Source organism: Microcoleus sp. B4-C2, from assembly GCF_036705265.1.
Taxonomy (GTDB): Bacteria; Cyanobacteriota; Cyanobacteriia; order Cyanobacteriales; family Microcoleaceae; genus Microcoleus.
Map to the genome: position 1 here is coordinate 14,711 of NZ_JAUBUB010000009.1, position 25,609 is coordinate 40,319.

The following is a 25,609-nucleotide window of genomic DNA, read 5'->3' on the forward strand; positions in this document are numbered from 1 at the left end:
AATTCACAAATGATGCGAGGATTGCTATATCCTGATTAGCGTCGTCCTGATGTCAACGAATTGGGATTTCGATGATAAATTCAGTGCCTTTACCGGGTTCCGAGTGACACTGCAATTTGCCGTTGTGTTTTTCAACGACAATTTGGTGGGAAATTGATAAACCCAAACCTGTGCCTTTGCCTACGGGTTTTGTGGTAAAAAACGGGTCAAACAAACGCACAATCTGATCTTCGGGAATGCCCAAGCCATTGTCTTTAATCCGAATTAAAATGCTCTTATCATCAATTGTTTCTGTTTGAATGGTAATAGTAGGAAAGGTATAATCGGCTGTGTCTTTTGCTTGGATGCAGCTTTCTTCCAAGGCGTCGATCGCATTTGCCAATACATTCATAAATACCTGATTTAACAGTCCGGGATGACAGTTTATTTGCGGCAGTTCTCCGTATTCTTTAATAACTTTAATGCCCTGCCAGTTGGGTTTGGCTTTCAGCCGGCTGTTTAACATTAACAAGGTACTTTCTAAACCTTCGTGAATGTCGGCAGTTTTGATTTTTGCTTCGTCCGCCCGCGAGAAATTTCGGAGAGTTTGAATTATTTCTACAATGCGCTCGCATCCGGTCTGCATTGAATTGAGCAATTTTGGCAGGTCTTTTGCTAGAAATTCTAAGTCTATATCTTCGGCTTGTTGCTGAATTTTTGTAGGGGAATTTGGGTACTCTTCTTGATAGACTTGCACGATTTCTAACAAGTCTAGAACGTAGCCTCGGACGTGGCAGAGGTTGCCGGCGACAAAGCCAACTGGGTTGTTAATTTCGTGGGCAATTCCTGCTAGCACTTGTCCGAGGGAAGACATTTTTTCGGTTTGTACTAACTGCATTTGAGTTTGCTGCAATTCGCGCAAAGCTGTTTGCAATTCTTGGGATTTTTGCCGATCGCGCGACGCGGCGGCGGCCCGTTCTTCCTCAACTCCGATCGCCCCGGCAATAATTCCGATCAGCTTGCAGTCGGCTTCTGTGGGCGCGATCGACTCAGTGTAGAGAACGCACATCGCACCCACGTAATTGTCGCCCAGCCGCACTGCTTGTCCCAGATAGCTTCGCAGTTGGTAGCGGATGACAGCGGGATCGATTTGGCCGTAGATCGTGTTCTGCAAGTCAGGAATGGCAACAGCCCGATCGCTTCCTTTGCTGCATACATCGGTGCAGATGTGGCCCTCGGCGCGATCGACTAGCGGGTAGTCCGGCGGCGCTTGCCAAGTCGCGATCGCTTGCAGCAGTCCGCCACCGACGTGGCTGTAGATGGCGCAGTTTCCGCCCAAAAGCTCGCCGGCTAAGGATGTCAGGCGCTGGATGTTCTCAGCGGCGTCGGTGGTGAATCCCAAAAAGCACTCGTTGATTTTGCTGAGGCGGTACTCTGCTTGCCTGCGCGCCGTCATGTCGCGGGAGTTGATCACAATTCCTTTCACAGCGGGGTCTGCTAGCAAGTTGATGCCCACACCTTCGAGAAAACACGAAGAACCGTCAGCGCGGCGGAACCGACCTTCTAGGGCGATCGGAACGCCTGGATTTGCGATCAGTTTTTCGCCGTCGGATATCACCGAGGCAATGTCGTCAGGGTGGATCGAATCGAGAGCAATTTGACGATCGAGTTCAAGGGGTTCGTAGCCCAAAACTCTTTCTACAGAAGGGCTTTCGTAAACAATGCGACCGCTAGCATCGAGAATAGTAATGATGTCGGAACTGTTGAGAATCAGCGATCGCCACTTAGCCTCATTTTGGAACAAAGCTGACTCGGCTTCTTTGCGATCGGTAATATCCTCTACCATTTGCAAAATAAACTGTGGCGTTCCCTGACTGCTGTCGATGACAGAGGTGCTGAGGCGTCCCCACCTGATGCTGCCGTCTTGGCGGAGGTAGCGCTTCTCAATTTGGTATGCTTCGCGGGTGCCCGCGACTAACTGTTGGCGCAACTCGCGCGAAACTTGTGCGTCTTCCGGGTGCGCGCAGTCGTCGAGGCCGAGACCCCGCAGTTGAGCTTCCGATCGCCCCAGCATAGCTTGAAATGCCGGATTAGTGGCGATCGCCACACCTTCGAGGGTAGCGACTACCATGCCGATCGCAGCGCGTTCAAAAATTGCCCGAAACCGCTGTTCGCTGTCTCGCAAAGCTGCATCCGCTGCCACTTCCTGCGTGATGTCCCGCCCCGCCACTGCCAAACCTTTGCGCGAACCGTCAGGGTTGAACAGTGGCACTTTTCGCACTTCAAACAAATTGCTGCCGCCTGTGGGCAAGGGGACAATTTGGCGGCTGGAGGTAAGAGTGCCTGCTTCCCAGGTGGTTTCGTCGGTTTCCTGCCAAGTTAGCAGGATTTCTCTGACTCTGGGATCGGCGGCGGCAGCGAGTTCGGCAGTAGTTTTGCCCTGATAGTCTGCGGTTTCCCAGCCCAAAAGTTGGAGGGCGCAGTCGTTGGCAATCAGCCAGCGCCCCTCGCTGTCTGTGAGGTTGATCGCGTCGGGGACGGCGTTGATCGCGGTTTTCAGCCAGTATTGTTGATTTCGCAGGGCTGCTTCGGCGCGCTTGCGATCGGCGATCTCGGCGACGGTTCCTTCGTAGTAAAGGAGTTCGCCATCTTCGTCGCGGACTTCGCGCACGTTTTCCGAGATCCAGGTAGTGCTGCCGTCTTGGCGGCGGACGCAAGACTCAAACTCTTTCAGAGAGCCGTTTTTGCTGATTTCTGCCATGAAGGAAGCGCGGCGGGTGCGATCGGCGTAAATGTTTTTTGCCGAACATTTTGCGATCAATTCTGACGGGGAATCGTAGCCGTACATTCGGGCAAGTGCCTGGTTGGCGCTGAGGTAGCGCCCGTCTGGGGCGGTTTGAAATATGCCTTCGGTGGCGTTTTCAAAGATGCTGCGGTATTTTGCCTCGGCTTGTTTGAGGGCTTCTTCTGCTTGGAAGCGATCGGTGATATCAGATTGGACGCCGATGAAGTGGGTGACGAGTCCGCTGCTGTCGCGCACCGGCGAGATGGTGAGTTCGTTCCAGAAGGGGGTGCCGTCTTTGCGGTAGTTTTTCAGAACTACTTTGCAGTCGTGTTGTTCTTTCAGGGCTACGCGGATGCGATCGACGGCAGCGCGATCGGTATCCGGGCCTTGCAGAAAGCGGCAGTTCTGCCCGATTATTTCGCTGCGATTGTAGCCTGTAATCCGCTCGAAAGCACCGTTGCAGTAAACTATAGGCTTGTCCGGCCGGGTAGCGTCCGCGATCGCGATGCCGTTGCTGGTAGCTGCCAGGGCGCGATCGTACAGTCGAAATACTTCTTCTATTAAATTCGGTGTGCCGCCAGTACGAGTCGGCGATAGCGTTTCAGAAGGAATGCTTATATCTATCTGCATGAGTTTCTATAAATTGAGTTTATTGTAGATACCGACTGCCAGCACACCCTAAAGTTTAACAGAATTTCCCTGTTTTCCGAAGGCAGAAGTTAGAAGGCTATCATGCAGAATTTTGGCGCTAAATTCTACCTAAAGAAAATCTGGCTTCCATCGTTTTTTTTTCCTTCTGCCTTCTGCCTTGTGCCTTCTACCTTCAAAGGAATCCTAGTTGTTAATTTATAATAGTTGTTCCCACCATAACTCTATCTCTGGTATGGTTTGCTTGGCAGAGTTTGGGCGGCTTACAAGTTCGGCCATTTATTTTTTTAGTTAAATAAAAAATACATCATCGGGCTCTCGTAAAAAAAATTAATTAAATACTTTATAGTTAAATGATTCAAACTCTTCTCTCAAACAAACCGAGGAAAAATTAATTTTTAACGAACACAGCAAGTTCTGAAATATCGTCGATCGCGAAAGTCGGTTCTAGGGCGAGACACTGAGCGCGATCGCCATATCCGTAAGCCGCCCAACAAACATCTATCCCAGCATTTTTAGCAAACAGCAAATCAATCGCTGTATCGCCAACCATTAAAATTTGACTGTTATCCAACTCCGGGAACAGCGGTTTAATAATCGAGTGAAAAACAGTCGGATTGGGTTTCGGAATTATTTGTCCGTTATCACCTAATATCAAATCAAAAAAACTGTGAATGCTCAAATTTTTTAGTAATAAATTAACAAAAGTAACCTGTTTGTTGCTGAAAACTCCCAGGCTCAATCCCGACTGACGCGCCAACTGCAACACTTGCTTTGTCCCGGTAAATAACTCTACCTGCTTTTCACCTTCAGTCCGATAATAAGAGCGGTAAGTTTCAACCCATTCAGGAATTGCGCTTTCCGCGATCGCCGGATGGAGGATTTTAAAGCTATTTGGTAAATTGATGCCGATCGTACCTATAATAGTATCAGCACTAGGCGGGGCAATATTGTAAGTCTCAAAAGTTTTGGTAAAGCAAAATACAATAGCTTTGTGAGTAATTGCCAAAGTGCCGTCAAAGTCGAAAATAATTAACTTGTACTGACTCATATTCCGTTCCCAATGTGAAGTAGAATTTTTAAACATTCAAGAGGTCAACATGAGTGTCACCGAAAAACCCGAACTTCTAGTAACAGATTTTACAGAATTTCCAGACCACACTCAATTACCAGACTCCGACGGTACTTTTGTGAAAAACTTTCAAGAACTCCCTCAAAGCATCCTGTTAACAACATCTGTCCGACCCATTTTAGACCAACTTCATCCCGACGGACAATACTGCATCGGTCAAGATTCAGGTATTTATTGGCGAGTCCCGAAACCCCCAGAACCGCCAGAAAAAGGAGCCGAAGCACCAGATTGGTTTTACGTGCCCGACGTGCCGCCAACTCTCGACGGAAATATGCGGCGTTCCTATGTAATGTGGAAAGAATTAATGCCGCCGTTAATTATACTAGAATTTGTCTCTGGAGATGGCAGCGAAGAAAGAGATAAAACTCCCAAAAAAGGCAAATTCTGGATTTACGAGCGGATTATTCGACCTGCTTTTTACGGAATTTATGAAGTCAAAAAAGCCAAAATAGAATGCTATCATTTGGTAGAAGATAGATTTGAGTTAATGTCAGAAAATCAGCGCGGACATTACCAAATCGAGCCAATGGGATTGGAATTAGGCATTTGGCAAGGAATTTATCAGGGCGTAGAACTGCCTTGGATGCGCTGGTGGGATGCTGAGGGGAATTTGCTGCTGGCCGCTGATGAACGGGTAGAACAAGCGGAATTCGTCGCCGAACAAGCGGAATTGGCAGTCGAACAAGCGCAGTCAGAAGCAGAACAAGAACGGCAAAGGCGAATAGAAGCCGAGCTGCGAATTCAAGCTTTAGAAGCGCGTTTGCGAGAGCTAGAAGGAGGCTAAAGTCCGAATCAAGAGGGCGGGTTTATTAAATTATTGGTGTGAGAGAATTAAAGGGCTGGTAAAACCCGCCCATACCCACATATTTTTTGTCGTTTACGCAGATATTTTTTCTCTTTTCTCCGGTTTGTCGTAGGGTAATTTTAAAAATTACCACTTCTAATCCAGAAGCTGCTTGTATTATTTGATAAGTATTTTGTAGCTTTGTGTAGAATCTATGGCACTAATTGTTCAGAAATATGGCGGAACCTCGGTTGGTACAGTCGATCGCATTTTGGAAGTAGCCAGACGAGTAGTAAAAACAGCACAGCTCGGCAACTCTCTCGTTGTCGTACTTTCAGCGATGGGCAAAACCACCGACGGTTTAGTTAAACTCGCCAAGGAAATTTCCCCAAATCCCAACAAGCGGGAAATGGATATGTTGCTTTCCACTGGGGAACAAGTCTCGATCGCACTTTTGAGCATGGCATTGCAGGAAATGGGACAGCCCGCCATTTCCCTCACCGGCGCCCAAGTCGGCATTGTCACCGAAGCCGCCCACACCCGCGCCCGGATTTTGCGAATCGATCCCAATCGCCTTGAGAGTCAGTTAAAAAGCGGTAAAGTTGTTGTTGTGGCGGGTTTCCAAGGTATCGCCGATGCCGGAGAATTGGAAATTACCACCTTGGGCCGTGGCGGTTCCGACACAACCGCAGTAGCCCTCGCTGCAGCGCTGCGGGCCGACAGATGCGAAATTTATACCGACGTGCCCGGAATTCTGACTACAGATCCGCGCTTGGTTGCCGACGCGCAATTGATGGACGAAATCACTTGCGACGAAATGCTGGAATTGGCGAGTTTGGGCGCAAAAGTCCTCCACCCGCGCGCGGTAGAAATTGCCAAGAATTACGGCGTGCCCCTAGTAGTGCTTTCTAGCTGGAGTGACGCCCCCGGTACCCGTGTAGTGTCCCCACCCCCGCAACCCCGGCCTTTGGAGGGCTTGGAGCTCGCAAAAGCCGTCGATGCGGTGGAATTTGACTTAGATCAGGCGGGGGTGTCGCTACTGCGTTTGCCCGATCGCCCCGGTGTAGCAGCGCGGTTGTTTGGTGCGATCGCCCAACAAAACCTCGATGTAGACTTAATTATCCAGTCAATTCATGAAGGAAATACTAACGATATTGCCTTCACAGTGACGCGAAAATCTCTGCAACAAGCCACCGCCGTTGCAGATGCAATTATCCCCGCCCTCGGCAAAAATTCTCGCCCAGAATTGGGAGAACCGGAAGTGAAAGCAGAAGAAAGGCCCATAGCTAAAGTTAGCATTGCGGGTGCGGGAATGATCGGTCGTCCGAGGGTAGCGGCGCAGATGTTTAAGACTTTAGCGGATGCGGGAATTAACATTCAAATGATTTCCACTTCCGAGGTAAAAGTTAGTTGTGCGATCGATGCCGAAGATTGCGATCGGGCCGTTGCCGAACTCTGCAAAACATTTGATGTCGCCAACTCCCCTGTTGGGCTGCGTTCATCCTCCCACAAACCGCCTGCAGTCCGCGCCGTTGCGTTGGATCTCAATCAAGCGCGTCTGGCAATTCGCCAATTGCCCGATCGACCCGGAGTAGCAGCAAAACTGTTCGGACTTTTAGCCGAAGAAAATATCAGCGTAGACACAATCATTCAGTCGCAGCGCTGTCACAATATCGACGGTATCTTAACTCGCGACATCGCATTTACCGTAGCACAAATTGACGCCGAAGCTGCTAAAATAGTCCTCGAAAAAGCCGCCCCAGAATTCGGATGGGGCGAAGTAGCAGTCGATACACAAATTGCCAAAGTTAGCGTTGTCGGTTCCGGGATGGTAGCGCATCCGGGAGTAGCGGCAAAGATGTTTGAAGCGCTTTCCCGCCAGCAAATCAACATTCAAATGATTGCAACTTCCGAGATTAAAATTAGCTGCGTTGTGGATGAAGGACAAGGCGTAACTGCTTTGAAGGCAATTCACGCAGCCTTTGAACTTGCCGGCACTGAAAGAATCCAAGTTCCAGCTTAAGACAAGTAGGGAAATGGCACTGCCGTGTCGTTACAAAAATCGAGGAGACGGCACTGCCGTTTCCCTACCTCAATTAATTGTAGGGAAACGGCACTGCCGTCTCCTGACTTTGGGTAACTTTAGTCCTTATCTTCAGCTTCTTGTGAAATTAAAGTCATTGCTTGATTAATAAGTGCCTCTTGATTCACTAACTGCGACAATTCTCTTGGTTCATAACGCCCTTCTTCCACTTCTAGGGAAGCTTTGTTAATAGCTTGTCGATACGCCATTTCTAAAACAATGAGTAACTCTTCTAGAGGTAAGTAAAAACCCGCGCCTCTCGGTCGCTTATTTTCCTCCTGAATTTCTAGAACCGAGTTCCGAATCGAGATATCCCAAGAGCGAGTTGTGCGATTTTCAGCTTGCTGTTTAATCAGATGCAATAGTAAAATCACTGCATAGCTGCGAATAGTTTTAATGATGTCTTTTTTGCTCATTTCTTCTAGTTCTTCAACTATAGCTAATGACCCAGGTATATCCCCTTTTAGCAGTAAGCTTTTTAAGGTGAGTAATTCTTCCATGACGACTATATCTATCTTGGGTGACTTATATTATAGCTCAAAGTTAGCGCTTGGTTAATTCTAAAATTGTTTAATAAGAAAGTTAATCTCAAGTAAGAGTGTTAACTAGAGTCTCAACTGGTTCCAGAATCCGGGACTCTGGACATCTTTGTAGTTCCTTCTTTTCATCATACAATAAATTTTGACTTAATATTTCTTGGGCGATCGCCTCCACCACCGGCACACAAACCGAATTCCCAATTTGCTTGTAACTTTCCCCCGCACTCGGATAACTTTTAAAATCTTCAGGAAAACCCATAAGACGGTAACATTCCTTCAGCGTCAACTTTCTCACCCTATCTTGCTCAGGAATGTAGATAAAAAACCTGCCCGATGTTTCTTGCGAAGGAATTGTCGGATGCACTCCATCTACCGAATAAATGCGATTAGGCTGTCTGTGAACTCTCGATAAATGTTCTGTATTCGGCCTCACGCCAGTTTTCCAAGTACCTTTATTTCTGTAACCTACAAATAAAAGTCCCGAATCTTGCTTTCTCGGAGACTCAATTAGAGTATACTCGGATTTATCCAATATTTCAAAATCTCCTGTCTCGTCTAGAAATTCCCTGATTTTTGGAGTAAACTGGATTTTAACTCTAGAAAAATTGAATGGTTTACCTTTAGTTGCAATAATAAATATTCTTTCACGATGTTGAGGAATTCCAAAGTCTTTAGCATTCAGCATTTTGTAATTCACGCTGTATCCCAAATCTTCAAGACTGGCAATAATTACTTTTAATGTATTTCCCTTGTCGTGATGGATTAAGTGCTTGACATTTTCGAGAACAATTACTTGAGGTTGCTTTACTTTGATAATTTTACAAATCTCGAAAAATAGCGTGCCTCTAGTATCTTCAAAACCTCGCTTTTTGCCACAGATGCTAAAAGGTTGGCACGGAAACCCGGCGACTAAAACATCAAAGTCTTCTAACTCAACGGGATTAATTTTACTGATATCTCCAAAAGGAACCTCACCGAAGTTCTCCGTGTAAACTTGTCGGCATTTGCTGTTAATTTCGCAGGAAAAAACGCATTCAAAGCCCATTTTTTCAAAACCTTGTCTGAAACCTCCAATTCCTGAAAATAAATCTATAAATTTCATTTATAATTAAATCCCAAAATTACTCACCCCAATGATAACTCACCGAAGAGCACTATTCTCAATAACAGGCAAGATGCCTGTTCCACAAAGAGTGAATTTCTGGTGGTGGGCAGGACAACCCGGTCTTTAAAAGCTGATTGCAAATGGTGCAATATCTCAGTGATAACATATTTTGTTTCTCTCTCTTCTTTCACTCTGCGTTCTCTGCGCTCTCTGCGGTTCATTCTATCAAGTTCCACAAGTATTGTGACAGTCCTCAATCTTATACCACTCATTAAAAGTCGCAGCAGCCACCGCCGGACACGGCAATGCCCTGTCCCCACAGATATCGGATAGAATGTCGATCGCCCGAAAATTCCCCCCGCATTCAACCAACCAATGTCCCAAACTTGTCCCACAGCCGACTAAACTAGAAATAGCAAAAAAAATATAGCTATTCTTTACTTCCTTTCACCAACCATGAGTCAAACATTGGAAAACCTCACCGCAATCGATGACAAGCTATCCAAACGCCACATCGACCTCGATCCAGGCGGCTACTTCATCATCTATCTCGATCGCGAAACCAGCTTAATTTGTGCCAAACATTTCACCAACATCATCGACGATCGAGGCCTCGCCGTCGATCCCGAAACTGGCAAACCCATCCCCGCCCGCGGCAAAGTAGAACGCACTCAGTCCACACTTTTTACCGGCAGAACCGCCAAAGAACTTTGTGTCAAAATCCTAGAAGAAACCCGCCCCAGCCCGGTGACAATGTTAGATCACGCGGCTTATCTGGGACGGGAATTTGTACGGGCAGAAATTGCTTTGTTGAGCGATCGAGAATACGTTCAAGATTAGTGCAGCCCTGCCATATTTTCTTGACAAAACGGCAACCGATCGGATGCAAGCAGCACCCGATCACGAAAAACCTTGATACCAGAAATAAGTCACCATCGGAATCACTGTCGCCAACACCAACAGCACAACCACAACAACTGTGGCATTGCCTTGATCTGTTTCTTCAGCTTTTTTAAACGTGCCTTCAACTTGAATGTTGTCAACAACTTCAGGAGGACCCGGATCGGGTTCGCCCGACAAAACAGTTGCAATGCGCGTACTTGCAGCCGCAAATGCCTCGTTGTATTTATTCGCTTCCCGCAGCGGCACTTGCACAGTTTCCCCGGCCACACTCTGGGCAATTTCATCGGTTAGCAGGGATTTCACCCCTTCCCCCGTCCGAATTGCCGCGCTGTTGGTAACAGTGTCGAGAACGAGTAAAATTTGATTAGTCTGGTCTTCTTTTGCGGGAAACCACTGTTCAAACAGTTGGTCGGTGAAAGTGGCAGCCGTTTCACCGTAGTCTAAGCGGTGGATGGTGACAAATCGGACTTGTTTCCCTGTTTTGTTTTCCAGGTTGTCGAGCACGCTGCTGATATTGCTTTCGCTACTGCGGCTGAGCACGTCGCCTTTGTCGAACACCCAAGTTCGATCGCCCGCCGACAACATCGGTATTTCGTAAACGCCAGTCGCCAATGCCGGCAATACCGCCATCTGGGATGCGATTAGGGCGATCGCGATCGTCGCGGCCAAAGGTTGGAGATATTTTCTCCAGTTAAATAATTGCTTCAGGAGTCTGGTCATGAGGTTAACCGTAAAACTGACTTTTTTCCAAAAATACTATAGAAACCCCCGTAAAATTCATTTTATGCAGGGCAATATTTACAATTAGCTAGTCAGTGGAACTCCCCGCCCGATTATTTTAGGATTCTAACTATGGAACCAGCAGACACTTATAAAGGTTGGATTATTCAATCCCAGAAAGTCTTCTACGTCGAGGTTTGGGATAGCCGCGGCAACCGCCACGTCGCCGTCCAAAATGCCAAGACAGAGGAGGAAGCTTTGGAATTGGCCAAAAAGTGGATAGACAAATATGAGTCAAAACCCGGAAGAATGCCGATCGACGTACCCCATCCTTTCGGAGACATGATCGATATGCCATTTTGACTCAGTTGACTGTTGACTGTTAACTGTTACATTACAGCTTGTAGGGTGCTCTGCTAGAGAGAAAGCCTCTTCAAATCGAGAAATTATGGCAACTGACGTATCCGAATAATATGCCAGTTGCGTCCAGGAATGCGTTTTTCCTGAAAGACAATTACGAAATTCCTCGCAATTTCCGCGTATTTTCCACTAAACTCCGAGCAAATTCGTCGAACCTTTCAGACAGTTTTTCATCCAATAATTTACCATCAGGACTAAAAGCTTTCCAAGCTTGTCCGATCGCAATTTGTTCGGGAATTACCCAAGCGTGCACCCATCTCAAAATGGTTCGCAAATCGTTGAGTGCGTTGCTGTTAACTTGCCCTCCCAAAACGCTAATCCCACCCGCAACTTTCCCGTCCAAATGCTCAAAACTCATCAAATCCAGGGCATTCTTGAGAGCACCGCTGATGCTACCGTGATACTCCGGCGTTGCCAAAATCAAGCCGTCGGCTTGCTTAACCGCATTCTGCAGCTTTTCCACATCTGGGTAATCGAGATAATCATTCTCACCATTGCAGAATGGCAGATTGAGCGATCGCAAATCCAATATTTCAACTTCCGCGCCCAAAGCCTGCGCCCGTTCTGCTGCCACCTTCAACGCTAACTGGCTGTAGGAGCCAGCCCGCAAACTTCCACCAATGCCGACAATTTTTACCATAAAGCTTAAAAACAATAACTGCTTGACTAAAACGTACTCATTACGAGTATGATTAACATAGCAAGTTCGATCGACAACTGTCAATCGATTTTAGATTTTAGATTTTAGATTTTAGATTTACCGACGGGGCCCAGAAACCGGGTTTTTTGAGCAAAATCCTGGGTTATAGCCCGCAGATTAGGTAAAAAACCCGGTTTCTTGAGGAGCCGTGGGTAAGTTCAGTGGAGGGGGCCCAGAAACCGGGTTTTTTGAGCAAAATTCTGGGTTATAGCCCGCAGATTAGGTAAAAAACCCGGTTTCTTGAGGAGCCGTGGATTCAAAACCCCCCCTCTTGAGGGGCCTCTTAGGATGCCCGCGAGAGATAAACCCATCCAACACCCGGCATCTTGTTAAAATAAATGAACGTAGCAAACCACAAGCGGTCAATCTTGGCAGTCTTCAACCTTGGGCAAAGCAATATGAAAAATTCTTGGAAACACGCATGGCTGGGGCATCTAGCTGTAAACAAAGACAAGTCGAGCCAGAATCCTAAAAAATCAATTCCAGGACGGAATCTTTGGCGCATCCTGGGCAGTTTGGTGATTTCTCAAGGAATATTGCTCTCGACCCCGGTGTTTGCCGAGAGTGCGCCAAACACCATGAGTTACAGCCAACTCATCGACAACATAGAAAAAGGGCAAGTCAGTAAAATCGAAGTAGACGAAACTCAAAGAACTGCCAAGGTTAGGCTAAAAAATCAAAAAAGCGATCAAACCCAATCAGTTAGTCTGTTCGACTACAACAACCGAGAACTGTACTCGCAAATCCGCGCCAAAAAGATTGACTTTGAAGTCAAACAAACAGCAGATAACGCAGCAGCAGTCAGTTTAGTAATAAACTTGCTAGTGATTTTTGCAGTCTTGGCAGTGCTGATGGCAATCCTGCGCCGATCGACCCAATCTCAAGGAAATGCCATGAACTTCGGCAAATCCAGAGCCCGTTTCCAAATGGAAGCCAAAACCGGCGTGATGTTCGACGACGTAGCAGGCATCGAAGAAGCTAAAGAAGAACTGCAAGAAGTCGTAACCTTCCTCAAAAAACCCGAACGCTTCAACGCCATCGGCGCCAAAATTCCCAGAGGAGTTCTGTTAATCGGGCCTCCCGGAACCGGCAAAACAATGCTGGCCAAAGCCATCGCAGGCGAAGCAGCCGTCCCCTTCTTCAGCATTTCTGGTTCCGAATTTGTCGAAATGTTTGTCGGAGTTGGCGCCTCCCGCGTCCGCGACTTGTTCAAGAAAGCTAAAGAAAATTCGCCCTGCATCGTCTTCATCGACGAAATAGACGCCGTAGGAAGGCAGCGCGGCGCTGGTATCGGCGGCGGCAACGACGAACGCGAACAAACTCTCAACCAGTTGCTGACAGAAATGGACGGCTTTGAGGGTAACAGCGGCGTGATTGTGATTGCAGCTACTAACCGGCCCGACGTGCTAGATACCGCCCTGCTGCGGCCCGGCAGGTTCGATCGACAAGTAACGGTAGATTTACCCAGTTACAAAGGGCGTTTGGGGATTTTGCAAGTTCACGCGCGCAACAAAAAACTCGACCCAGAAGTTGCCCTAGACACGATCGCCCGCCGGACTCCCGGCTTTTCCGGCGCTGACTTGGCAAACTTGCTCAACGAAGCAGCAATTCTCACTGCGAGGCGTCGCAAAGACACGATTACTAACTTAGAAGTTCACGACGCGATCGACCGGATCACGATCGGGCTTACCCTTAACCCGCTGCTGGATAGCAAGAAAAAGTGGATGACAGCATACCACGAAGTCGGACACGCCCTAGTCGCGACCATGCTCAAAAATGCCGACCCGGTGGAAAAAGTAACGATTATTCCGCGTTCCGGCGGGGTCGAAGGCTTTACTAGCTTTGTGCTCGACGACGAAATGCTCGACAGCGAAGGTTTGAGAAGTCGGGCTTTGCTGTTAAACCGAATTAAAGTAGCTTTGGGGGGACGGGCGGCGGAGGCCGAAATTTATGGCGATGCTGAAATCGACACCGGTGCCGGTAGTGATCTCAGAAAAGTTAGCAGTCTCGCGAGGGAGATGGTAACGCTTTATGGAATGTCGGATTTGGGGCCTGTGGCTTTGGAAAGTCCGAACAATGAGGTGTTTTTGGGTCAAAGCTGGAATTCGCGATCCGAGTATTCCGAAGAAATGGCAATCAAGATCGATCGCCAAGTCCGGGAAATTGCCTTTGAGTGCTACGAAGAAGCTCGCCGAATTATCCGCGAAAATCGGGATTTGGTAGACAAACTTGTCGAAGCGCTGTTGGATGAAGAAACGATCGACGGCGATGAATTCCGCCAAATTGTCGCTCGCTACACCGAGGTAAACAAAAAAGAGTTGGCACCAACATAAAGAGTCATTAGTCATTAGTTATTCAAGTTTGTAGTGATGACTTTATTCCTCATTCTCGAAAAAATCAGGACTTTACTCATTACTACAAACCCCAAAAATGACTACTAACTAATGACTAATGACTAATGACTAATGACTACTAACTAATGACTAATTAAGATTGTTGCGCGTACATTTCCCGGAGAACCAAAGCCGGGTCAACCCAGCGGCCGCCGTACTTCAATCCCCAGTGCAAGTGAGGCCCACTCGTGCGGCCGGTCATCCCAACTCTGGCAATTCTCGCACCCGCAGGCACTGTTTGACCTTGCCAAATTTGCAAGGTACCTTCGCGATCGGTATAATAACGCCCGCCGTTAGCCGTTAGCACTCGGCCTCTGAGGTGACAGTAGATGTGTTCCCAATTTCCCGATCGCACGATCATACCAGTGCCGCATCGGCCATCTTCCCAAACTTCCACAATTTGCCCGCCCCACCAATTGCGGATATAGCTGCCTTCCGGGGCGGCCAAGTCCAACCCGTAATGAAAATCCCCGCCACGGGGGCCGAAGGGGGAAGTGTAGGTTTCAAAGTTTTCGACTGGAAAAGAAGCTTCTTGCCACAAATTACCCGTCGCTACTCTGGTTGGTAAGCCTGACTGAGCTTTGACCACCTGCTGCTGCAAATAAGGGCTAATCAACACAATGCCGATCGAAAGTGCCAGCAGCAGCATCTGTCTGAGACGAAAAAAGCGTTTTGCCGTCAGCGGGCCTCTAGAGTCTTGCAGGATTTTTTTCACGGCTCAAAGTTAAATGTGTGTGTGAGTTTGCGTTGTCTGTTAGGCTCAGATATTGCACCCTGGTCAATAAAGCTTTCAGGGGTGGGCTTTCCGGCCCAGCCCACAAAAAAATCATCCTTTGTGGAACGGGCATCTTGCCCGTTTCTCAGAAGGGTGCAAGATGTAAGTTATGCCAATTCGCTGCAAGATTGGCTTTGAGCTCTACCCGCGATCGCGAATCAGTTTATCAACAACGTGTATCTTACTCCATCCAAAACCCGTGTCAAGGCTTCCGGGTAAATGGCTAGGGGTGATAAAAAAAAATTGGCCGAGGAATTCGTGCTGCGGTTGAATTCGATCGAGCTTTTGCTTGACACTATAGTTAAGTTCGGGGATTTTGGATGACATCCAAAATCTCAAATTCATCACAAATATCAAGCAATGCTTACTGAAATTTTTCCCTTTAGTTTTGCCATAGACGCAACTGCGATCGCCGGTGCGTCCTTGTGGTCTTTGGCCCTGTACTGGGGCCTGTCGCCCCTCACAGAATGGGTAATCCTGCAACTCAACCGCTGGATGAATTTTGCCGAGAGATCCCTCTACACCTCAGAAGCCGAGTTTGAAAGAACCCGCCAAGCCAGAGAAGCCCAAAATGCCTTTTACGCTTCGCTGTTGAGTATTCTGCCCTTTTTGATTGTGGGGGGATTGTGCAATTGGGGCGTCGAATTGTCTCTGGGCACTGGTTGGGCGGTATCTATGGGTACGATCGCCTGTATTGGCGGCGGCGTGTACGAGCTCGGCCGCCGAGACGGCGAGGAGTCTTAGGGGATTTTGGATTTTGGATTTTGGACAAAACTTACACGCAGGTAGTTAGACACCTGGTTTTTGCGACAATATTTCGTTGTCACCCGCAGATCCGCTAAAAAACCAGGTTTCTGTTTCTTTTCTTGAAGCGCGTAATTACTGTATGATTGTCGCTCAAAAATTAGGATGTAAAGCTATGAAACTCAAGTGGTTGATACCTGCAATTATCTCATCTTTTTCGATCGTTGTTATTCCTGCGAAAGCGGCTGAAACCAGGTGCGGATGGTTAATAAATCCCACGCCTGCTAATTGGTATCTCAAAGACAAAGATGCTCAGTGGACTATCTCGGTGCAAGGGGGATATCAAGCCGGAGGAATGAACAATATTCCTCCTTTTAACGACGATGAATATGTCAAAACTAATGTTAATTATGGATATGGCTGTGCTTGTTTAAATGTGGTGACAGATAGAAATCGAATGAGAATTACCACGATACAAGGTGGTGAACAATTACCACTCTCGACTTGTCGAAAAGATCCGAATTTGCCAAAAATTCGTTAGTTGTGGCGAAACCATACAAGTTTTTTAACTCAGTCAAATGAACTTTAAACCAGAACTAACATCATTAAATCAAGCCCGCGCCGCATTTAAAAAAATTTGGGGATACGACGACTTTCGACCACCCCAAGGAGAAATCGTCGGTAGTTTATTAGCAGGAAAAGATACACTTATAATTATGCCGACAGGTGGCGGCAAATCAATCTGCTTTCAACTACCAGCTTTGTTACAAACAGGCTTAAGTTTGGTAGTTTCGCCGTTAGTCGCCTTGATGGAAAATCAAGTACAAGAATTGCGCGATCGCAATCTTCCCGCTTCCCTCCTCCACAGTCAATTGCCAACAGCGCAGCGCCGACAAACTATGCAGTCGCTGCAACAAAACAAATTAAGATTGCTGTACCTGTCTCCCGAAACATTACTCAGCAAACCAGTTTGGGAAATTATCAGTCAGCCACACATACCAATCAACGGTTTAATATTAGATGAAGCTCACTGTTTAGTGCAGTGGGGTGATACTTTTCGACCAGCTTACCGCCGTTTGGGAACAGTGCGATCGGCTTTGTTGAAAGCTAAACCAGCAAACAGTAAAATTGCGATCGCCGCTTTCACCGCTACCGCCAACCCGGAAGCACAGCAGACAATCAAAAATGTCTTGCAACTGCAAAAACCCGAAGCATTTTTGCTAAGTCCCTACCGTTCTAATCTACACCTGCAAGTGCAAACAGTCTGGACGCCGAGAGGACGAAAACAGCAGTTATTAAATTTTATCAAAGCTCGACCCAAACAAGCAGGTTTAGTCTATGTCCGCACGAGAAAAGATAGCGAAAGCTTGGCGGATTTGTTGGAAGCAGCAGGTTATGAAACAGCAGCATATCATGCAGGTTTAAGTCCAGAATCACGACGACAAATAGAAACAGCTTGGCTGAACAATGACCTTAAATTCGTGACTTGTACCTCAGCATTCGGTATGGGAATTAATAAGCCAGACGTTCGGTGGGTTGTTCATTATCAAGCACCTTTGCTATTATCGGAATACATTCAGGAAATTGGTAGAGGCGGACGCGACGGCAAATCGGCGATCGCCCTGACATTGATTAGCGAACCTACGGGTTTGCTTTATCCCGAAGATAAACAAAGAGGGCAGTTTTTTCAAGATAAATTGCGATCGCAATACCGAGAAGCTCAGCAATTAGCAAAAAAACTGCCAGTTAAAGGCGATATAGAAGCAGTTTCCCGCGAATTTCCCGAAAGCGCGATCGCCCTTTCAATCTTGCACAGCAGCGGACAATTAAAATGGCAAGATCCTTTTAATTATGCGATCGACAAATCCGCACAGCAAAAAGGCGAAAAACAAAATTTTACCGCAGCGGAAGAAATGGCAAAATATCTCAAACATCGCGAGTGCAGGTGGCACTTTTTGCTGCAAGCTTTTGGTTTTACCAAGGAAGCTACATCAATGCGCTGCGGCCACTGCGATAATTGTAGATAGAATTGACGATTATACTCAAGCGACTTAACCACTCCGACCAAAGAAACCGGGTTTTTTACCCAGTCTGCGGGCAGAAACGAAGTATTGCTGTGAAAAAACCCGGTTTCTCGCTACCCGTGCGATCGCGAACTAACTCACAGATGTTATGATTAAGATATTTGCTTTACAGACTTGGCAAAAAATAGTAAAAACTAAATGATAGAAACAGACACTGCGGCACAGATTTACACAGTAGAAAATACAGAGGAATTCGATCGCAGTAATGTCAATCAGCGATTAGATATTTGGCTGTCAAACCAGATACCGGACTTATCCCGATCGCGAATCCAAAGCCTCATATCACAAGGCAATGTCAAAGTCAACGACGAAACCTGTACCTCGAAAAAAATATCAGTAAAAACGGGCGATCGCATCCACCTCACTTTACCCGAAACCGAGCCCACAAAGTTGCAGGCCGAAGCAATTCCCCTCGACATCCTCTACGAAGACGACAGCCTAATTATCATCAACAAACCAGCCGGATTAGTCGTCCACCCAGCCGCTGGACACGCAGATGGTACATTAGTCAACGCTTTGTTAGCCCACTGTCCCCTAGCAGAAATAGGCGGAGTTCAGCGGCCGGGAATCGTACACAGATTAGACAAAGATACAACAGGCGCGATCGCGATCGCCAAAACCGACATCGCCCACCAACACCTGCAAGCCCAACTCAAAACCAAAACCGCCCGCCGCGAATATTTAGGCATAGTTTACGGGGCTCCCAACACCGAAACAGGTACAATAGACCTACCCATCGGGCGGCATCCCACAGACCGCAAAAAAATGGCGGTAGTACCCGTAGAAAAAGGCGGTCGCCCCGCAGTTACTCACTGGACAATCAAAGAAAGAATCGGCAACTATTGCTTAATGCACTATCAATTAGAAACCGGCCGCACCCATCAAATTCGCGTGCATACAGCGGAGATCAAACATCCCATTGTCGGCGACCCGATGTACAGTTCTAACCGTTCTATCGGCGTCAATTTAACCGGACAAGCCCTCCACGCATGGCGGCTGACATTGCAGCATCCCGTAACCGGAGAATTAATAGAGGCGATCGCACCTTTACCAGATCAATTCAACACCTTGTTAAAAATATTGCGATTGCGCTCTCACACTTGATATGTTGGGCAGTTAACACTGGTAATTTCTATGTCTAAATTTGAGGAACTTTGCAAAGCTTACGCCGCATCCCGGCAAGCATACCGCGAATCCTGCGAAGCTTGTCAGGATTTTAGTGACATTTTTATCAAGCAAATGAGCGATTATTTGGAATGCCCGATTCAAAAGCAAAATCAGAAGTTTGATGACAATGGCATTCTGTATTTTGATGGTGCGATCGATGTTTGCGAAAATCCCGAAAATCCCCAAAAGGGCGATCGCGAAACAGTCGAAATATCTTTGAGTGTTAACAAAGTTATTGACAATTTCATTGTCACCGTTTATCCTTGGGGTCACGAATTCAAGATTCTCATTGATGAACCCAGACACTTTGAAGAAGCTTTTGAATACATTTTTGATCGACTCCAATCAGCTTATACTGGCGTAAGTCTGTTACCGTCAGAACCTGATCCTTTACCTTTTTAATGACTAAAGGCCTTACTATAAACATTTTTCCCCCTGCCTTTTTTCTTGATTAAACTTCTTGCCTAAATTTTTGATGTAATAGGCAAACCGCAGATGGAATGAGAATTAAATAACTTCCACAAGATTGTGGGATGGGCGTCCCGCCCGTCCAAAAAGGACGGGCGGGACGCCCATCCCACAATCTTGTGGAAGTTATTTAATTCTCATTCCTTAGCTAAAGTCCCTATTTTTTTGTTGATTAAAGGGGCGGATTGTCGGCAAATCTCGATCGCTCTTTAATCCAATCGAGTAAAATAGGATTGACCAATTCCGGCGCTTCATCTTGCGGGCAGTGTCCCACTCCCTCCAAAGGAATAAACTTTTCAACAGCCGGAAACTTTGCCAATTCTCGCCCCAAGGCGATCGGCTCCCAAGGGTCATCCGTACCCCACAAAATCAAAGCCGGACAGCTCAAACGCGGCAACAAATCCTCCGGTAGCGGGCCTTGAGAATAACTGATAAAGGCCACAAATACTTCAACTGCGCCGCTGTCTTTAGCAGGTTCCAGCAGCATATTTACCAGTTCGTCGCTGACAGCTTCAGGACGGTGATAAGCTTGCAAAAGCACTTTTTTTACTGTTTTTGGCGTTGCTAATTGTTTAAAAAATAATTGACTTATCCACTTGACATTTAAAACTTTTTGTGCAATTGGCGCTCCAAAACTGCGATACCAAGGCAATTCGGCGCGTTTGCGATCGTGCAGCAAGCGTAGGGAACAATTGAGTAAAATTACGCCAGAAGCAATATCGGGAAAATCAACAGCCGCTTGCATAATTGCCACACAGCCGATCGAATTTCCCACCAAAAAAGCCGGCCCGCCCGCAACTTCCCGACAAAAATCAGCAATTAGCTGACCCCAAGTTTCAAAAGTATAGTCAATCTCAAGCTTGGGCGCGGGTTTAGCAGAACCGCCAAAACCGATGAGGTCGATCGCATAACAGCGGCAATCAGCAGCCAGCGCCGGCAAATTCTTGCGCCAGTGGCCCCAAGACGCACCAAAACCGTGGACAAACACCACCGCAGGCCCCTGGGAACCAGCAGCCTGGTAGCAAATCGGAAAGCCTTTCCACAGCCAAGTTTGAGGCGAAATAAGTGTTGACAAAGCGGGAGTAGAAGATGTCATGCGATTTTAGATTTTAGATTTTAGATTTTAGATTGGGCATGGGGCATAGGGCATGGGGCATTGTTAGCTGCTGACTGCTGACTAATGACTAATGACTAATGACTAATGACTAATGACTACTTTGCAGTTAGAGCCGATAGTATGTCACGATTAAACCTGCTGACTTCTTTGCTGTATTAAAATTTCCCTTATGCCAACGATCGTTTCCACAGCAGTCGTACCATTTCTGGGGTCTGAAATTGTACCCGACTACGACACCGCCAAAGTAGTAATCTTACCAATTCCCTACGAAGCTACCACCACTTACCGCCGGGGGTGCGAAAACGGGCCGGCCAAACTTCTAGAAGCTTCTCATCAACTCGAGTGCTACGACGAAGAATTGGATGCCGAAGTTTGCTACGATGTCGGAATTTATACAAAAGAGCCGATCGCCGATACCCGCAACAGACAACCAGTTTCATCCTCAGAAATGCTGCAAGTAACCCAAGCAGCAGTCCACCAGCTAGTTACCGAAAATAAATTTGTCATCTCCCTCGGAGGCGAACACAGCATCACTGCCGGCGTTGTCGAAGGTTATCGCCAAGCATACCCAAACGAACCTTTCACAGTCGTGCAAATTGACGCCCACGGCGACTTGCGACACGAATACGAAGGCTCGATTCACAACCACGCCTGCGTGATGCGACGTGTTGTCGATATGGGCTTACCGACACTGCAAATCGGGATTCGCGCTATCTGCAAGGAAGAAGCCGACTTGATTAAAGCCAAACAGCTAAACGTGATTCGAGCCAGAGAAATCGCTACTCAACCGGATTGGGCCGATCGCGCAATTGCCAGCATAACAACTAAGCGAGTATTTTTGACGATCGACTTAGACGGCATCGATCCGACTTTAATTCCAGGGGTGGGAACACCCGAACCGGGCGGGTTAAATTGGTATTCCCTCACCGCATTTTTGCGCCGCGTCTTCGAGTCCTACGAAGTAATCGGGTGTGACATTATGGAATTAGCACCTATTGTAGATTCTGTAGTCTCAGAATTTACCGCCGCCAAATTAGCATACAAACTTATTGGATACCAAGCTCTAGCTCAAGGTTGGCTAAAGCCAGACGAGGAATAAATCGCGAAGCACGAATCAAAATAGGCTGTTGGCAAGGCTAGAATTAAGCTAAAGCCAAACAACAGCCAATTTTATTCGTGCTGACAGTTTCATCTTTCATGCTGGCAAATACTCCTCTTCACCTCCTGAAAACATGAGTTTACTAATGGATACAACGGGTACTCCCATTAACGGCTACGCTCCCGATTTTGAACTGCCGGGAGTTGACGAAGAAGTTCACCATTTAGCTCGATATTTAGAAAAATTTCGGGCGATCGCGGTGATATTTATGTGCAATCATTGCCCTTACGTGCAGTTGTATCTCAATCGCATGAAAGAACTTCAAGCAGATTTTCAAGATCGAGATGTTACTTTAATCGGGATTAATGCTAATGATGCAAACCAGTATCCCGACGACAGTTTTGAGAACATGAAAATTTTTGCCGCCAACAATCAACTCAACTTCCCCTACATCCGGGATGTTGCTCAAGATGTGGCTGAAAGTTTTGGGGCTTCTAAAACCCCGGAGGTTTTTTTGTTAGACCAAGACGGCAAACTGCGCTATAAAGGTTTAATTGACGACAACGCTGACGATCCGGCGGCGGTGCAGGTTTCTTATCTGCGGAGTGCGATCGACCAATTGCTCAACAGTCAACCCGTTGAGCCTTCAACTACAGAGGCAATAGGCTGTTCCGTCAAATGGCGATCGTAGGCAGATTTAAAATTAACGTTCCCGCACTAATTAACTGGTTCCCTGGCTGTGCCTGGGAACCTATCTCCAGAGGCTCTGCCTCGTCAAAGACTGGATGAAAATTGGAGGTACAGCCTCCGAATCTGCTTTACTAGGCAGAGCCTGGTAAGGAGTAAAAAGATTCAAAACAATTGTCTGTGAACTTAAAAAGTAGACGTATTCCCAACTTAATTTTCGCAGTCGCCTTCCTGCTAGCACTGCTGATTAGTTGGAACTTATTTAAGAACTTTTCCTCAGTCGATACGTTGCAGCGCACCTCCTTAAACGTATCCGCTGCTATCAGTCTCTCGAAAGCTTTAGGGGAAATCAAAACTGTTTATCAAAGCAGTAATCCGAATTTTACTATTACTTATAATTTCGGTGCTTCCGGCGCCCTCGCACAGCAAATTCAGCAGGGAGCACCGATAGATGTATTTTTCAGCGCCGCCACCAACCCAATGGATGCTTTGCAGCAATCTAACCTGCTAATTAACGACACGCGCCGCAATTTGCTGACAAATCGCCTGGTTTTTATTACTCCCAAAAACGGTGTTGCTTTGACGGATTTCAAACAGTTGACAGATGCCCAAATAAAGAAAATTGCGATCGGCGAACCTAAGAGCGTACCTGTCGGCCAATACGCTCAGGAAATGCTAAATAAACTTGGATTGTGGGGGCAAATACAGCCAAAATTAGTGCTAGGAAATAACGTCCGCCAAGTGCTGACATTCGTCGAAAGCGGTAACGTTGATGCTGGTATAGTTTATGCGACTGACGCCACAGCCTCCGACAAAGTAACTGTGCGGCTAACGGCTGCCGAAAATTTGCATTCGCCCATTGTTTATCCGCTGGCAGTTATCAGAAACAGCCGCAATCCGGCTGCTGCGAAAAGGTTTGTTGACTTTTTGGCGGGCGATCGGGCTAAAATAGTATTTCAGAAATATGGGTTTGGCATAGCTAGTTAATTAGTCTCATACAACTGAGATGTTGCACCATTCTCAATTACTTGTTTAGCAACAGGCTTTCCGGCCTGTTCCACAAGAAAATTCACTCTTTGTGGAACAGGCATCTTGCCTGTTCTTGAGAATGGTGCAAAATGTGAGATACAACCAAATTTTGTAGGGGCGGGTTCACCAACAATATCTAATTCCCGCCAACAATCTATATAAACCCGCCCTCACACAACAGATAACCTTGTGTATTCAAAGAGATACATTTCGATTTGCCGTTGGGTGGGGGCGGGTTTACGAAATTATTGGTATTAGCCGAAGATTGTTGGTAAAACCCGCCCCTACGAGCGAATCCCCAAATTATACATTTTGATTTATCTGTGTGTGGGGGGGTTTAGGAAATTATTTGTTTGAGGCAATTATTGTTAGTGAAACCCGTCCCTAGGATTTATGGAATTTGATATTTCTCCCCTCTGGATATCTCTAAAATCCTCCGCTATTGCGACATTTATTACCTTTTTCCTGGGAATAGCCGCCGCCCGGTGGATGCTTTCAACTCGCATCAGAGGTAAAGCTTTAATTGAAGGGATTTTCATTTCTCCCTTAGTTTTGCCGCCGACAGTAGTGGGATTTTTGCTGCTGCTGCTGTTTGGGAGAAATGGGGCGATCGGGCAATTTTTGCTACAATTCGACTTAACTATAATTTTCACTTGGCAAGCGGCCGCCATTACTGCCACCGTTGTCTCATTTCCCCTCATGTACAAAACTGCTTTGGGAGCTTTTGAGCAAATTGATGCGAATCTTCTCAATGCAGCCCGCACTTTGGGGGCATCGGAGTGGCAAGTTTTTTGGCGAATTATGTTGCCGCTAGCATGGCCGGGAATTTTAGCAGGAACTATTCTCGCATTTGCTCGCGCTTTGGGTGAATTCGGCGCGACGTTGATGTTAGCGGGAAATATTCCCGGCCAAACTCAAACTATCCCGATGGCAATTTATTTTGCTGTGGAAGCAGGGGATATGAGGCAAGCTGCTATTTGGGTTTTGATTATTCTGAGTATTTCTTTGAGCGTGCTAACTGCTGTTAATTTTTGGACGAATTTACAAAGGATATCGCCCAAACCAAATTCGAGTTATAGATTGCCATCAAATCTTCCTAAAGTCGCGTCTACTTTTACCACAAAACCCCAAAAACAACCGAAAAGCGGACTTTGTTTAAACATCTTCAAACCTCTCTCCAGCTTTGCCTTGGATGTCGGCTTTGATATCGGCTCGGAAGTGCTGGGAATTTTGGGCGCGTCGGGTTCTGGTAAGAGCATGACTCTGCGCTGTATCGCCGGTTTGGAAACTCCAAGCAGCGGTAAAATTGCAGTCAATGGCAGGGTTTTATTTGACTCAGCACAGGGCATTAATGTACCTTCTAAAGACCGCCGGATCGGTTTTTTGTTTCAAAACTATGCTTTATTTCCTCACCTGACTGTTGCTCAAAATATTGCGTTTGGCTTGCAGCATTTATCTGAAAGCGAGCAAAAACTTCGGGTAAAAGAACAGCTAATTTCGGTGCAAATGTCGGGACTGGAAAACCGCTACCCGCACGAACTTTCGGGGGGACAACAGCAGCGGGTGGCTTTGGCGAGGGCGATCGCCCCTTCTCCAGAATTGCTGCTGTTAGACGAACCGTTTTCTGCTTTGGACACTCACTTACGCAGTCAACTGGAACGCGAGTTAATGCAGACTCTGGCTAATTATCGGGGCATTACTTTGTTTGTCAGCCACAATTTAGAGGAAGTTTACCGGGTGTGCAAAAATCTGTTGGTTTTGGCTGAGGGAAGGCCGATCGCCTTTGATACAAAACAGAACATTTTCGATCGCCCGCGCAACTTCACCGTCGCCCAGTTGACGGGCTGCAAGAACTTCTCTGCCGCTAAACCGATCTCCGTAACTCTCGTGGAGGCGATCGACTGGGGCTGTACTCTGACTGTAGTCGAACCAATTCCCAAATCTCTAGTTTCTGTGGGAATTCGGGCTCATCAACTGATTTTTGTTAGCGGGTGCGATCGTGAAAATACTTTTGCTTGTTGGATCGCCTCGACTGTGGAAACTCCGCACCGGGTGACATTATATCTCAAATTGCACTCGCCTCCCAATGATTCCCAAGATTATCACTTGCAAGCCGAAGTTTTCAAGGAAAAGTGGAGAGCTATTAAAGACAATCCTTTTCCCTGGTATGTTCATATCGAGCCAATTAGGTTAATATTAATGGAAGCATGAGTTAACTAGCAATATACCGTTAACCGTCAACACTCAA

The 25,609-nt window shown here is 46.9% G+C and carries 24 protein-coding genes; 14 read left to right on the top strand and 10 right to left on the bottom strand.

All coding sequences use genetic code 11. The features are described from left to right. Positions 1–52 precede the first annotated feature (52 nt). Together QUB20_RS05380 and QUB20_RS05385 are read right to left on the bottom strand one after the other, a co-directional pair. The gene (locus QUB20_RS05380; RefSeq protein ID WP_333248688.1) at positions 53–3,394 is read right to left on the bottom strand and encodes a PAS domain S-box protein; all 3,342 of its coding nucleotides are present in this window, start codon (positions 3,392–3,394) and stop codon (positions 53–55) included. Positions 3,395–3,803: 409 nt separating this feature from the next. Continuing rightward, a complete protein-coding gene (locus tag QUB20_RS05385; RefSeq protein WP_333248690.1) occupies positions 3,804–4,463 on the bottom strand; it encodes an HAD family hydrolase in 660 nt (219 codons plus the stop codon). Positions 4,464–4,512: 49 nt separating this feature from the next. Between QUB20_RS05385 and QUB20_RS05390 the strand changes: the two genes are divergently transcribed. After that, positions 4,513–5,328 carry a Uma2 family endonuclease gene (locus QUB20_RS05390; protein WP_333248693.1) on the top strand — a complete coding sequence of 272 codons (816 nt, stop codon included), beginning with the start codon at positions 4,513–4,515 and terminating at the stop codon, positions 5,326–5,328. Between the two features lie 214 nt (positions 5,329–5,542). Next, a complete protein-coding gene (locus QUB20_RS05395; RefSeq protein WP_333248696.1) occupies positions 5,543–7,351 on the top strand; it encodes an aspartate kinase in 1,809 nt (602 codons plus the stop codon). A 119-nt stretch (positions 7,352–7,470) separates the two neighbouring features. Here QUB20_RS05395 and QUB20_RS05400 read toward each other — a convergent pair whose 3' ends face one another. From QUB20_RS05400 to QUB20_RS05410, 3 genes are all read right to left on the bottom strand, one after another. Further along, positions 7,471–7,911, bottom strand: coding sequence for a DUF29 family protein (locus tag QUB20_RS05400; RefSeq protein ID WP_242716398.1), 441 nt, complete (start codon positions 7,909–7,911; stop codon positions 7,471–7,473). 88 nt (positions 7,912–7,999) lie between these two features. Continuing rightward, a complete protein-coding gene (gene dcm, locus QUB20_RS05405) occupies positions 8,000–9,052 on the bottom strand; it encodes a DNA (cytosine-5-)-methyltransferase (protein WP_333248700.1) in 1,053 nt (350 codons plus the stop codon). A 23-nt stretch (positions 9,053–9,075) separates the two neighbouring features. Next, positions 9,076–9,450, bottom strand: coding sequence for a hypothetical protein (locus QUB20_RS05410; RefSeq protein WP_333291219.1), 375 nt, complete (start codon positions 9,448–9,450; stop codon positions 9,076–9,078). A 61-nt stretch (positions 9,451–9,511) separates the two neighbouring features. Here QUB20_RS05410 and QUB20_RS05415 point away from each other — a divergent pair, with 61 nt between their 5' ends. After that, positions 9,512–9,895, top strand: coding sequence for a DUF4346 domain-containing protein (locus QUB20_RS05415; RefSeq protein WP_333066492.1), 384 nt, complete (start codon positions 9,512–9,514; stop codon positions 9,893–9,895). Positions 9,896–9,955: 60 nt separating this feature from the next. On the opposite strand, the gene psb32 is transcribed toward QUB20_RS05415, so the two are convergent. Beyond that, positions 9,956–10,678 carry a photosystem II repair protein Psb32 gene (gene psb32, locus QUB20_RS05420; protein WP_333248702.1) on the bottom strand — a complete coding sequence of 241 codons (723 nt, stop codon included), beginning with the start codon at positions 10,676–10,678 and terminating at the stop codon, positions 9,956–9,958. 132 nt (positions 10,679–10,810) lie between these two features. Here psb32 and QUB20_RS05425 point away from each other — a divergent pair, with 132 nt between their 5' ends. Next, positions 10,811–11,041, top strand: a complete 231-nt coding sequence (locus QUB20_RS05425) for a hypothetical protein (RefSeq protein WP_006635545.1) — start codon at positions 10,811–10,813, stop codon at positions 11,039–11,041. A 151-nt stretch (positions 11,042–11,192) separates the two neighbouring features. On the opposite strand, the gene QUB20_RS05430 is transcribed toward QUB20_RS05425, so the two are convergent. Next, positions 11,193–11,738, bottom strand: coding sequence for an NADPH-dependent FMN reductase (locus tag QUB20_RS05430; RefSeq protein WP_333248718.1), 546 nt, complete (start codon positions 11,736–11,738; stop codon positions 11,193–11,195). Between the two features lie 458 nt (positions 11,739–12,196). Between QUB20_RS05430 and ftsH the strand changes: the two genes are divergently transcribed. Continuing rightward, entirely contained in the window at positions 12,197–14,131 is a 1,935-nt protein-coding gene (ftsH, locus tag QUB20_RS05435; RefSeq protein ID WP_333248705.1) for an ATP-dependent zinc metalloprotease FtsH, read from the top strand. Positions 14,132–14,285: 154 nt separating this feature from the next. Here the strand turns inward: ftsH and QUB20_RS05440 are convergent, their stop codons facing one another. Continuing rightward, positions 14,286–14,840, bottom strand: coding sequence for a M23 family metallopeptidase (locus tag QUB20_RS05440; RefSeq protein ID WP_333207798.1), 555 nt, complete (start codon positions 14,838–14,840; stop codon positions 14,286–14,288). Between the two features lie 267 nt (positions 14,841–15,107). Next, positions 15,108–15,293, bottom strand: coding sequence for a hypothetical protein (locus QUB20_RS05445; protein WP_333248708.1), 186 nt, complete (start codon positions 15,291–15,293; stop codon positions 15,108–15,110). Positions 15,294–15,326: 33 nt separating this feature from the next. Here QUB20_RS05445 and QUB20_RS05450 point away from each other — a divergent pair, with 33 nt between their 5' ends. The 5 genes from QUB20_RS05450 (at position 15,327) to QUB20_RS05470 (ending at position 19,363) form a co-directional block, all read left to right on the top strand. Then, complete coding sequence (locus tag QUB20_RS05450) at positions 15,327–15,710, top strand: hypothetical protein (protein ID WP_333162726.1); 384 nt, start codon at positions 15,327–15,329, stop codon at positions 15,708–15,710. Between the two features lie 175 nt (positions 15,711–15,885). Continuing rightward, positions 15,886–16,251, top strand: a complete 366-nt coding sequence (locus tag QUB20_RS05455; RefSeq protein ID WP_333248710.1) for a DUF4087 domain-containing protein — start codon at positions 15,886–15,888, stop codon at positions 16,249–16,251. Between the two features lie 37 nt (positions 16,252–16,288). Beyond that, positions 16,289–17,737 (top strand): RecQ family ATP-dependent DNA helicase, encoded by a 1,449-nt coding sequence (locus QUB20_RS05460; protein WP_333248712.1) that lies wholly within the window; start codon positions 16,289–16,291, stop codon positions 17,735–17,737. Between the two features lie 195 nt (positions 17,738–17,932). After that, a complete protein-coding gene (locus QUB20_RS05465; RefSeq protein WP_333248714.1) occupies positions 17,933–18,898 on the top strand; it encodes an RluA family pseudouridine synthase in 966 nt (321 codons plus the stop codon). A gap of 30 nt (positions 18,899–18,928) precedes the next feature. Continuing rightward, complete coding sequence (locus tag QUB20_RS05470; RefSeq protein WP_333243223.1) at positions 18,929–19,363, top strand: hypothetical protein; 435 nt, start codon at positions 18,929–18,931, stop codon at positions 19,361–19,363. A gap of 238 nt (positions 19,364–19,601) precedes the next feature. On the opposite strand, the gene QUB20_RS05475 is transcribed toward QUB20_RS05470, so the two are convergent. Further along, entirely contained in the window at positions 19,602–20,525 is a 924-nt protein-coding gene (locus tag QUB20_RS05475; RefSeq protein ID WP_333245132.1) for an alpha/beta fold hydrolase, read from the bottom strand. 190 nt (positions 20,526–20,715) lie between these two features. Here QUB20_RS05475 and speB point away from each other — a divergent pair, with 190 nt between their 5' ends. The 4 genes from speB to modB all read left to right on the top strand — a co-directional run bounded on the left by speB (position 20,716) and on the right by modB (position 25,572). Beyond that, the gene (gene speB / locus QUB20_RS05480; protein WP_333245129.1) at positions 20,716–21,645 is read left to right on the top strand and encodes an agmatinase; all 930 of its coding nucleotides are present in this window, start codon (positions 20,716–20,718) and stop codon (positions 21,643–21,645) included. A 133-nt stretch (positions 21,646–21,778) separates the two neighbouring features. After that, a complete protein-coding gene (locus QUB20_RS05485; RefSeq protein ID WP_333239467.1) occupies positions 21,779–22,336 on the top strand; it encodes a thioredoxin family protein in 558 nt (185 codons plus the stop codon). 176 nt (positions 22,337–22,512) lie between these two features. Next, positions 22,513–23,319, top strand: coding sequence for a molybdate ABC transporter substrate-binding protein (modA, locus tag QUB20_RS05490; protein WP_333245125.1), 807 nt, complete (start codon positions 22,513–22,515; stop codon positions 23,317–23,319). A 435-nt stretch (positions 23,320–23,754) separates the two neighbouring features. Next, positions 23,755–25,572 (top strand): molybdate ABC transporter permease subunit, encoded by a 1,818-nt coding sequence (modB, locus tag QUB20_RS05495; RefSeq protein WP_333245122.1) that lies wholly within the window; start codon positions 23,755–23,757, stop codon positions 25,570–25,572. Positions 25,573–25,609 lie beyond the last annotated feature (37 nt).

Bases quoted from the DNA above. Each gene is read 5' to 3' on its own strand.
- QUB20_RS05380 (WP_333248688.1), bottom strand. From the start codon at position 3,394: ATGCAGATAGATATAAGCATTCCTTCTGAAACGCTATCGCCGACTCGT.
- QUB20_RS05385 (WP_333248690.1), bottom strand. From the start codon at position 4,463: ATGAGTCAGTACAAGTTAATTATTTTCGACTTTGACGGCACTTTGGCA.
- QUB20_RS05390 (WP_333248693.1), top strand. From the start codon at position 4,513: ATGAGTGTCACCGAAAAACCCGAACTTCTAGTAACAGATTTTACAGAA.
- QUB20_RS05395 (WP_333248696.1), top strand. From the start codon at position 5,543: ATGGCACTAATTGTTCAGAAATATGGCGGAACCTCGGTTGGTACAGTC.
- QUB20_RS05400 (WP_242716398.1), bottom strand. From the start codon at position 7,911: ATGGAAGAATTACTCACCTTAAAAAGCTTACTGCTAAAAGGGGATATA.
- dcm (WP_333248700.1), bottom strand. From the start codon at position 9,052: ATGAAATTTATAGATTTATTTTCAGGAATTGGAGGTTTCAGACAAGGT.
- QUB20_RS05415 (WP_333066492.1), top strand. From the start codon at position 9,512: ATGAGTCAAACATTGGAAAACCTCACCGCAATCGATGACAAGCTATCC.
- psb32 (WP_333248702.1), bottom strand. From the start codon at position 10,678: ATGACCAGACTCCTGAAGCAATTATTTAACTGGAGAAAATATCTCCAA.
- QUB20_RS05425 (WP_006635545.1), top strand. From the start codon at position 10,811: ATGGAACCAGCAGACACTTATAAAGGTTGGATTATTCAATCCCAGAAA.
- QUB20_RS05430 (WP_333248718.1), bottom strand. From the start codon at position 11,738: ATGGTAAAAATTGTCGGCATTGGTGGAAGTTTGCGGGCTGGCTCCTAC.
- ftsH (WP_333248705.1), top strand. From the start codon at position 12,197: ATGAAAAATTCTTGGAAACACGCATGGCTGGGGCATCTAGCTGTAAAC.
- QUB20_RS05440 (WP_333207798.1), bottom strand. From the start codon at position 14,840: ATGCTGCTGCTGGCACTTTCGATCGGCATTGTGTTGATTAGCCCTTAT.
- QUB20_RS05445 (WP_333248708.1), bottom strand. From the start codon at position 15,293: ATGTCATCCAAAATCCCCGAACTTAACTATAGTGTCAAGCAAAAGCTC.
- QUB20_RS05450 (WP_333162726.1), top strand. From the start codon at position 15,327: ATGCTTACTGAAATTTTTCCCTTTAGTTTTGCCATAGACGCAACTGCG.
- QUB20_RS05455 (WP_333248710.1), top strand. From the start codon at position 15,886: ATGAAACTCAAGTGGTTGATACCTGCAATTATCTCATCTTTTTCGATC.
- QUB20_RS05460 (WP_333248712.1), top strand. From the start codon at position 16,289: ATGAACTTTAAACCAGAACTAACATCATTAAATCAAGCCCGCGCCGCA.
- QUB20_RS05465 (WP_333248714.1), top strand. From the start codon at position 17,933: ATGATAGAAACAGACACTGCGGCACAGATTTACACAGTAGAAAATACA.
- QUB20_RS05470 (WP_333243223.1), top strand. From the start codon at position 18,929: ATGTCTAAATTTGAGGAACTTTGCAAAGCTTACGCCGCATCCCGGCAA.
- QUB20_RS05475 (WP_333245132.1), bottom strand. From the start codon at position 20,525: ATGACATCTTCTACTCCCGCTTTGTCAACACTTATTTCGCCTCAAACT.
- speB (WP_333245129.1), top strand. From the start codon at position 20,716: ATGCCAACGATCGTTTCCACAGCAGTCGTACCATTTCTGGGGTCTGAA.
- QUB20_RS05485 (WP_333239467.1), top strand. From the start codon at position 21,779: ATGAGTTTACTAATGGATACAACGGGTACTCCCATTAACGGCTACGCT.
- modB (WP_333245122.1), top strand. From the start codon at position 23,755: ATGGAATTTGATATTTCTCCCCTCTGGATATCTCTAAAATCCTCCGCT.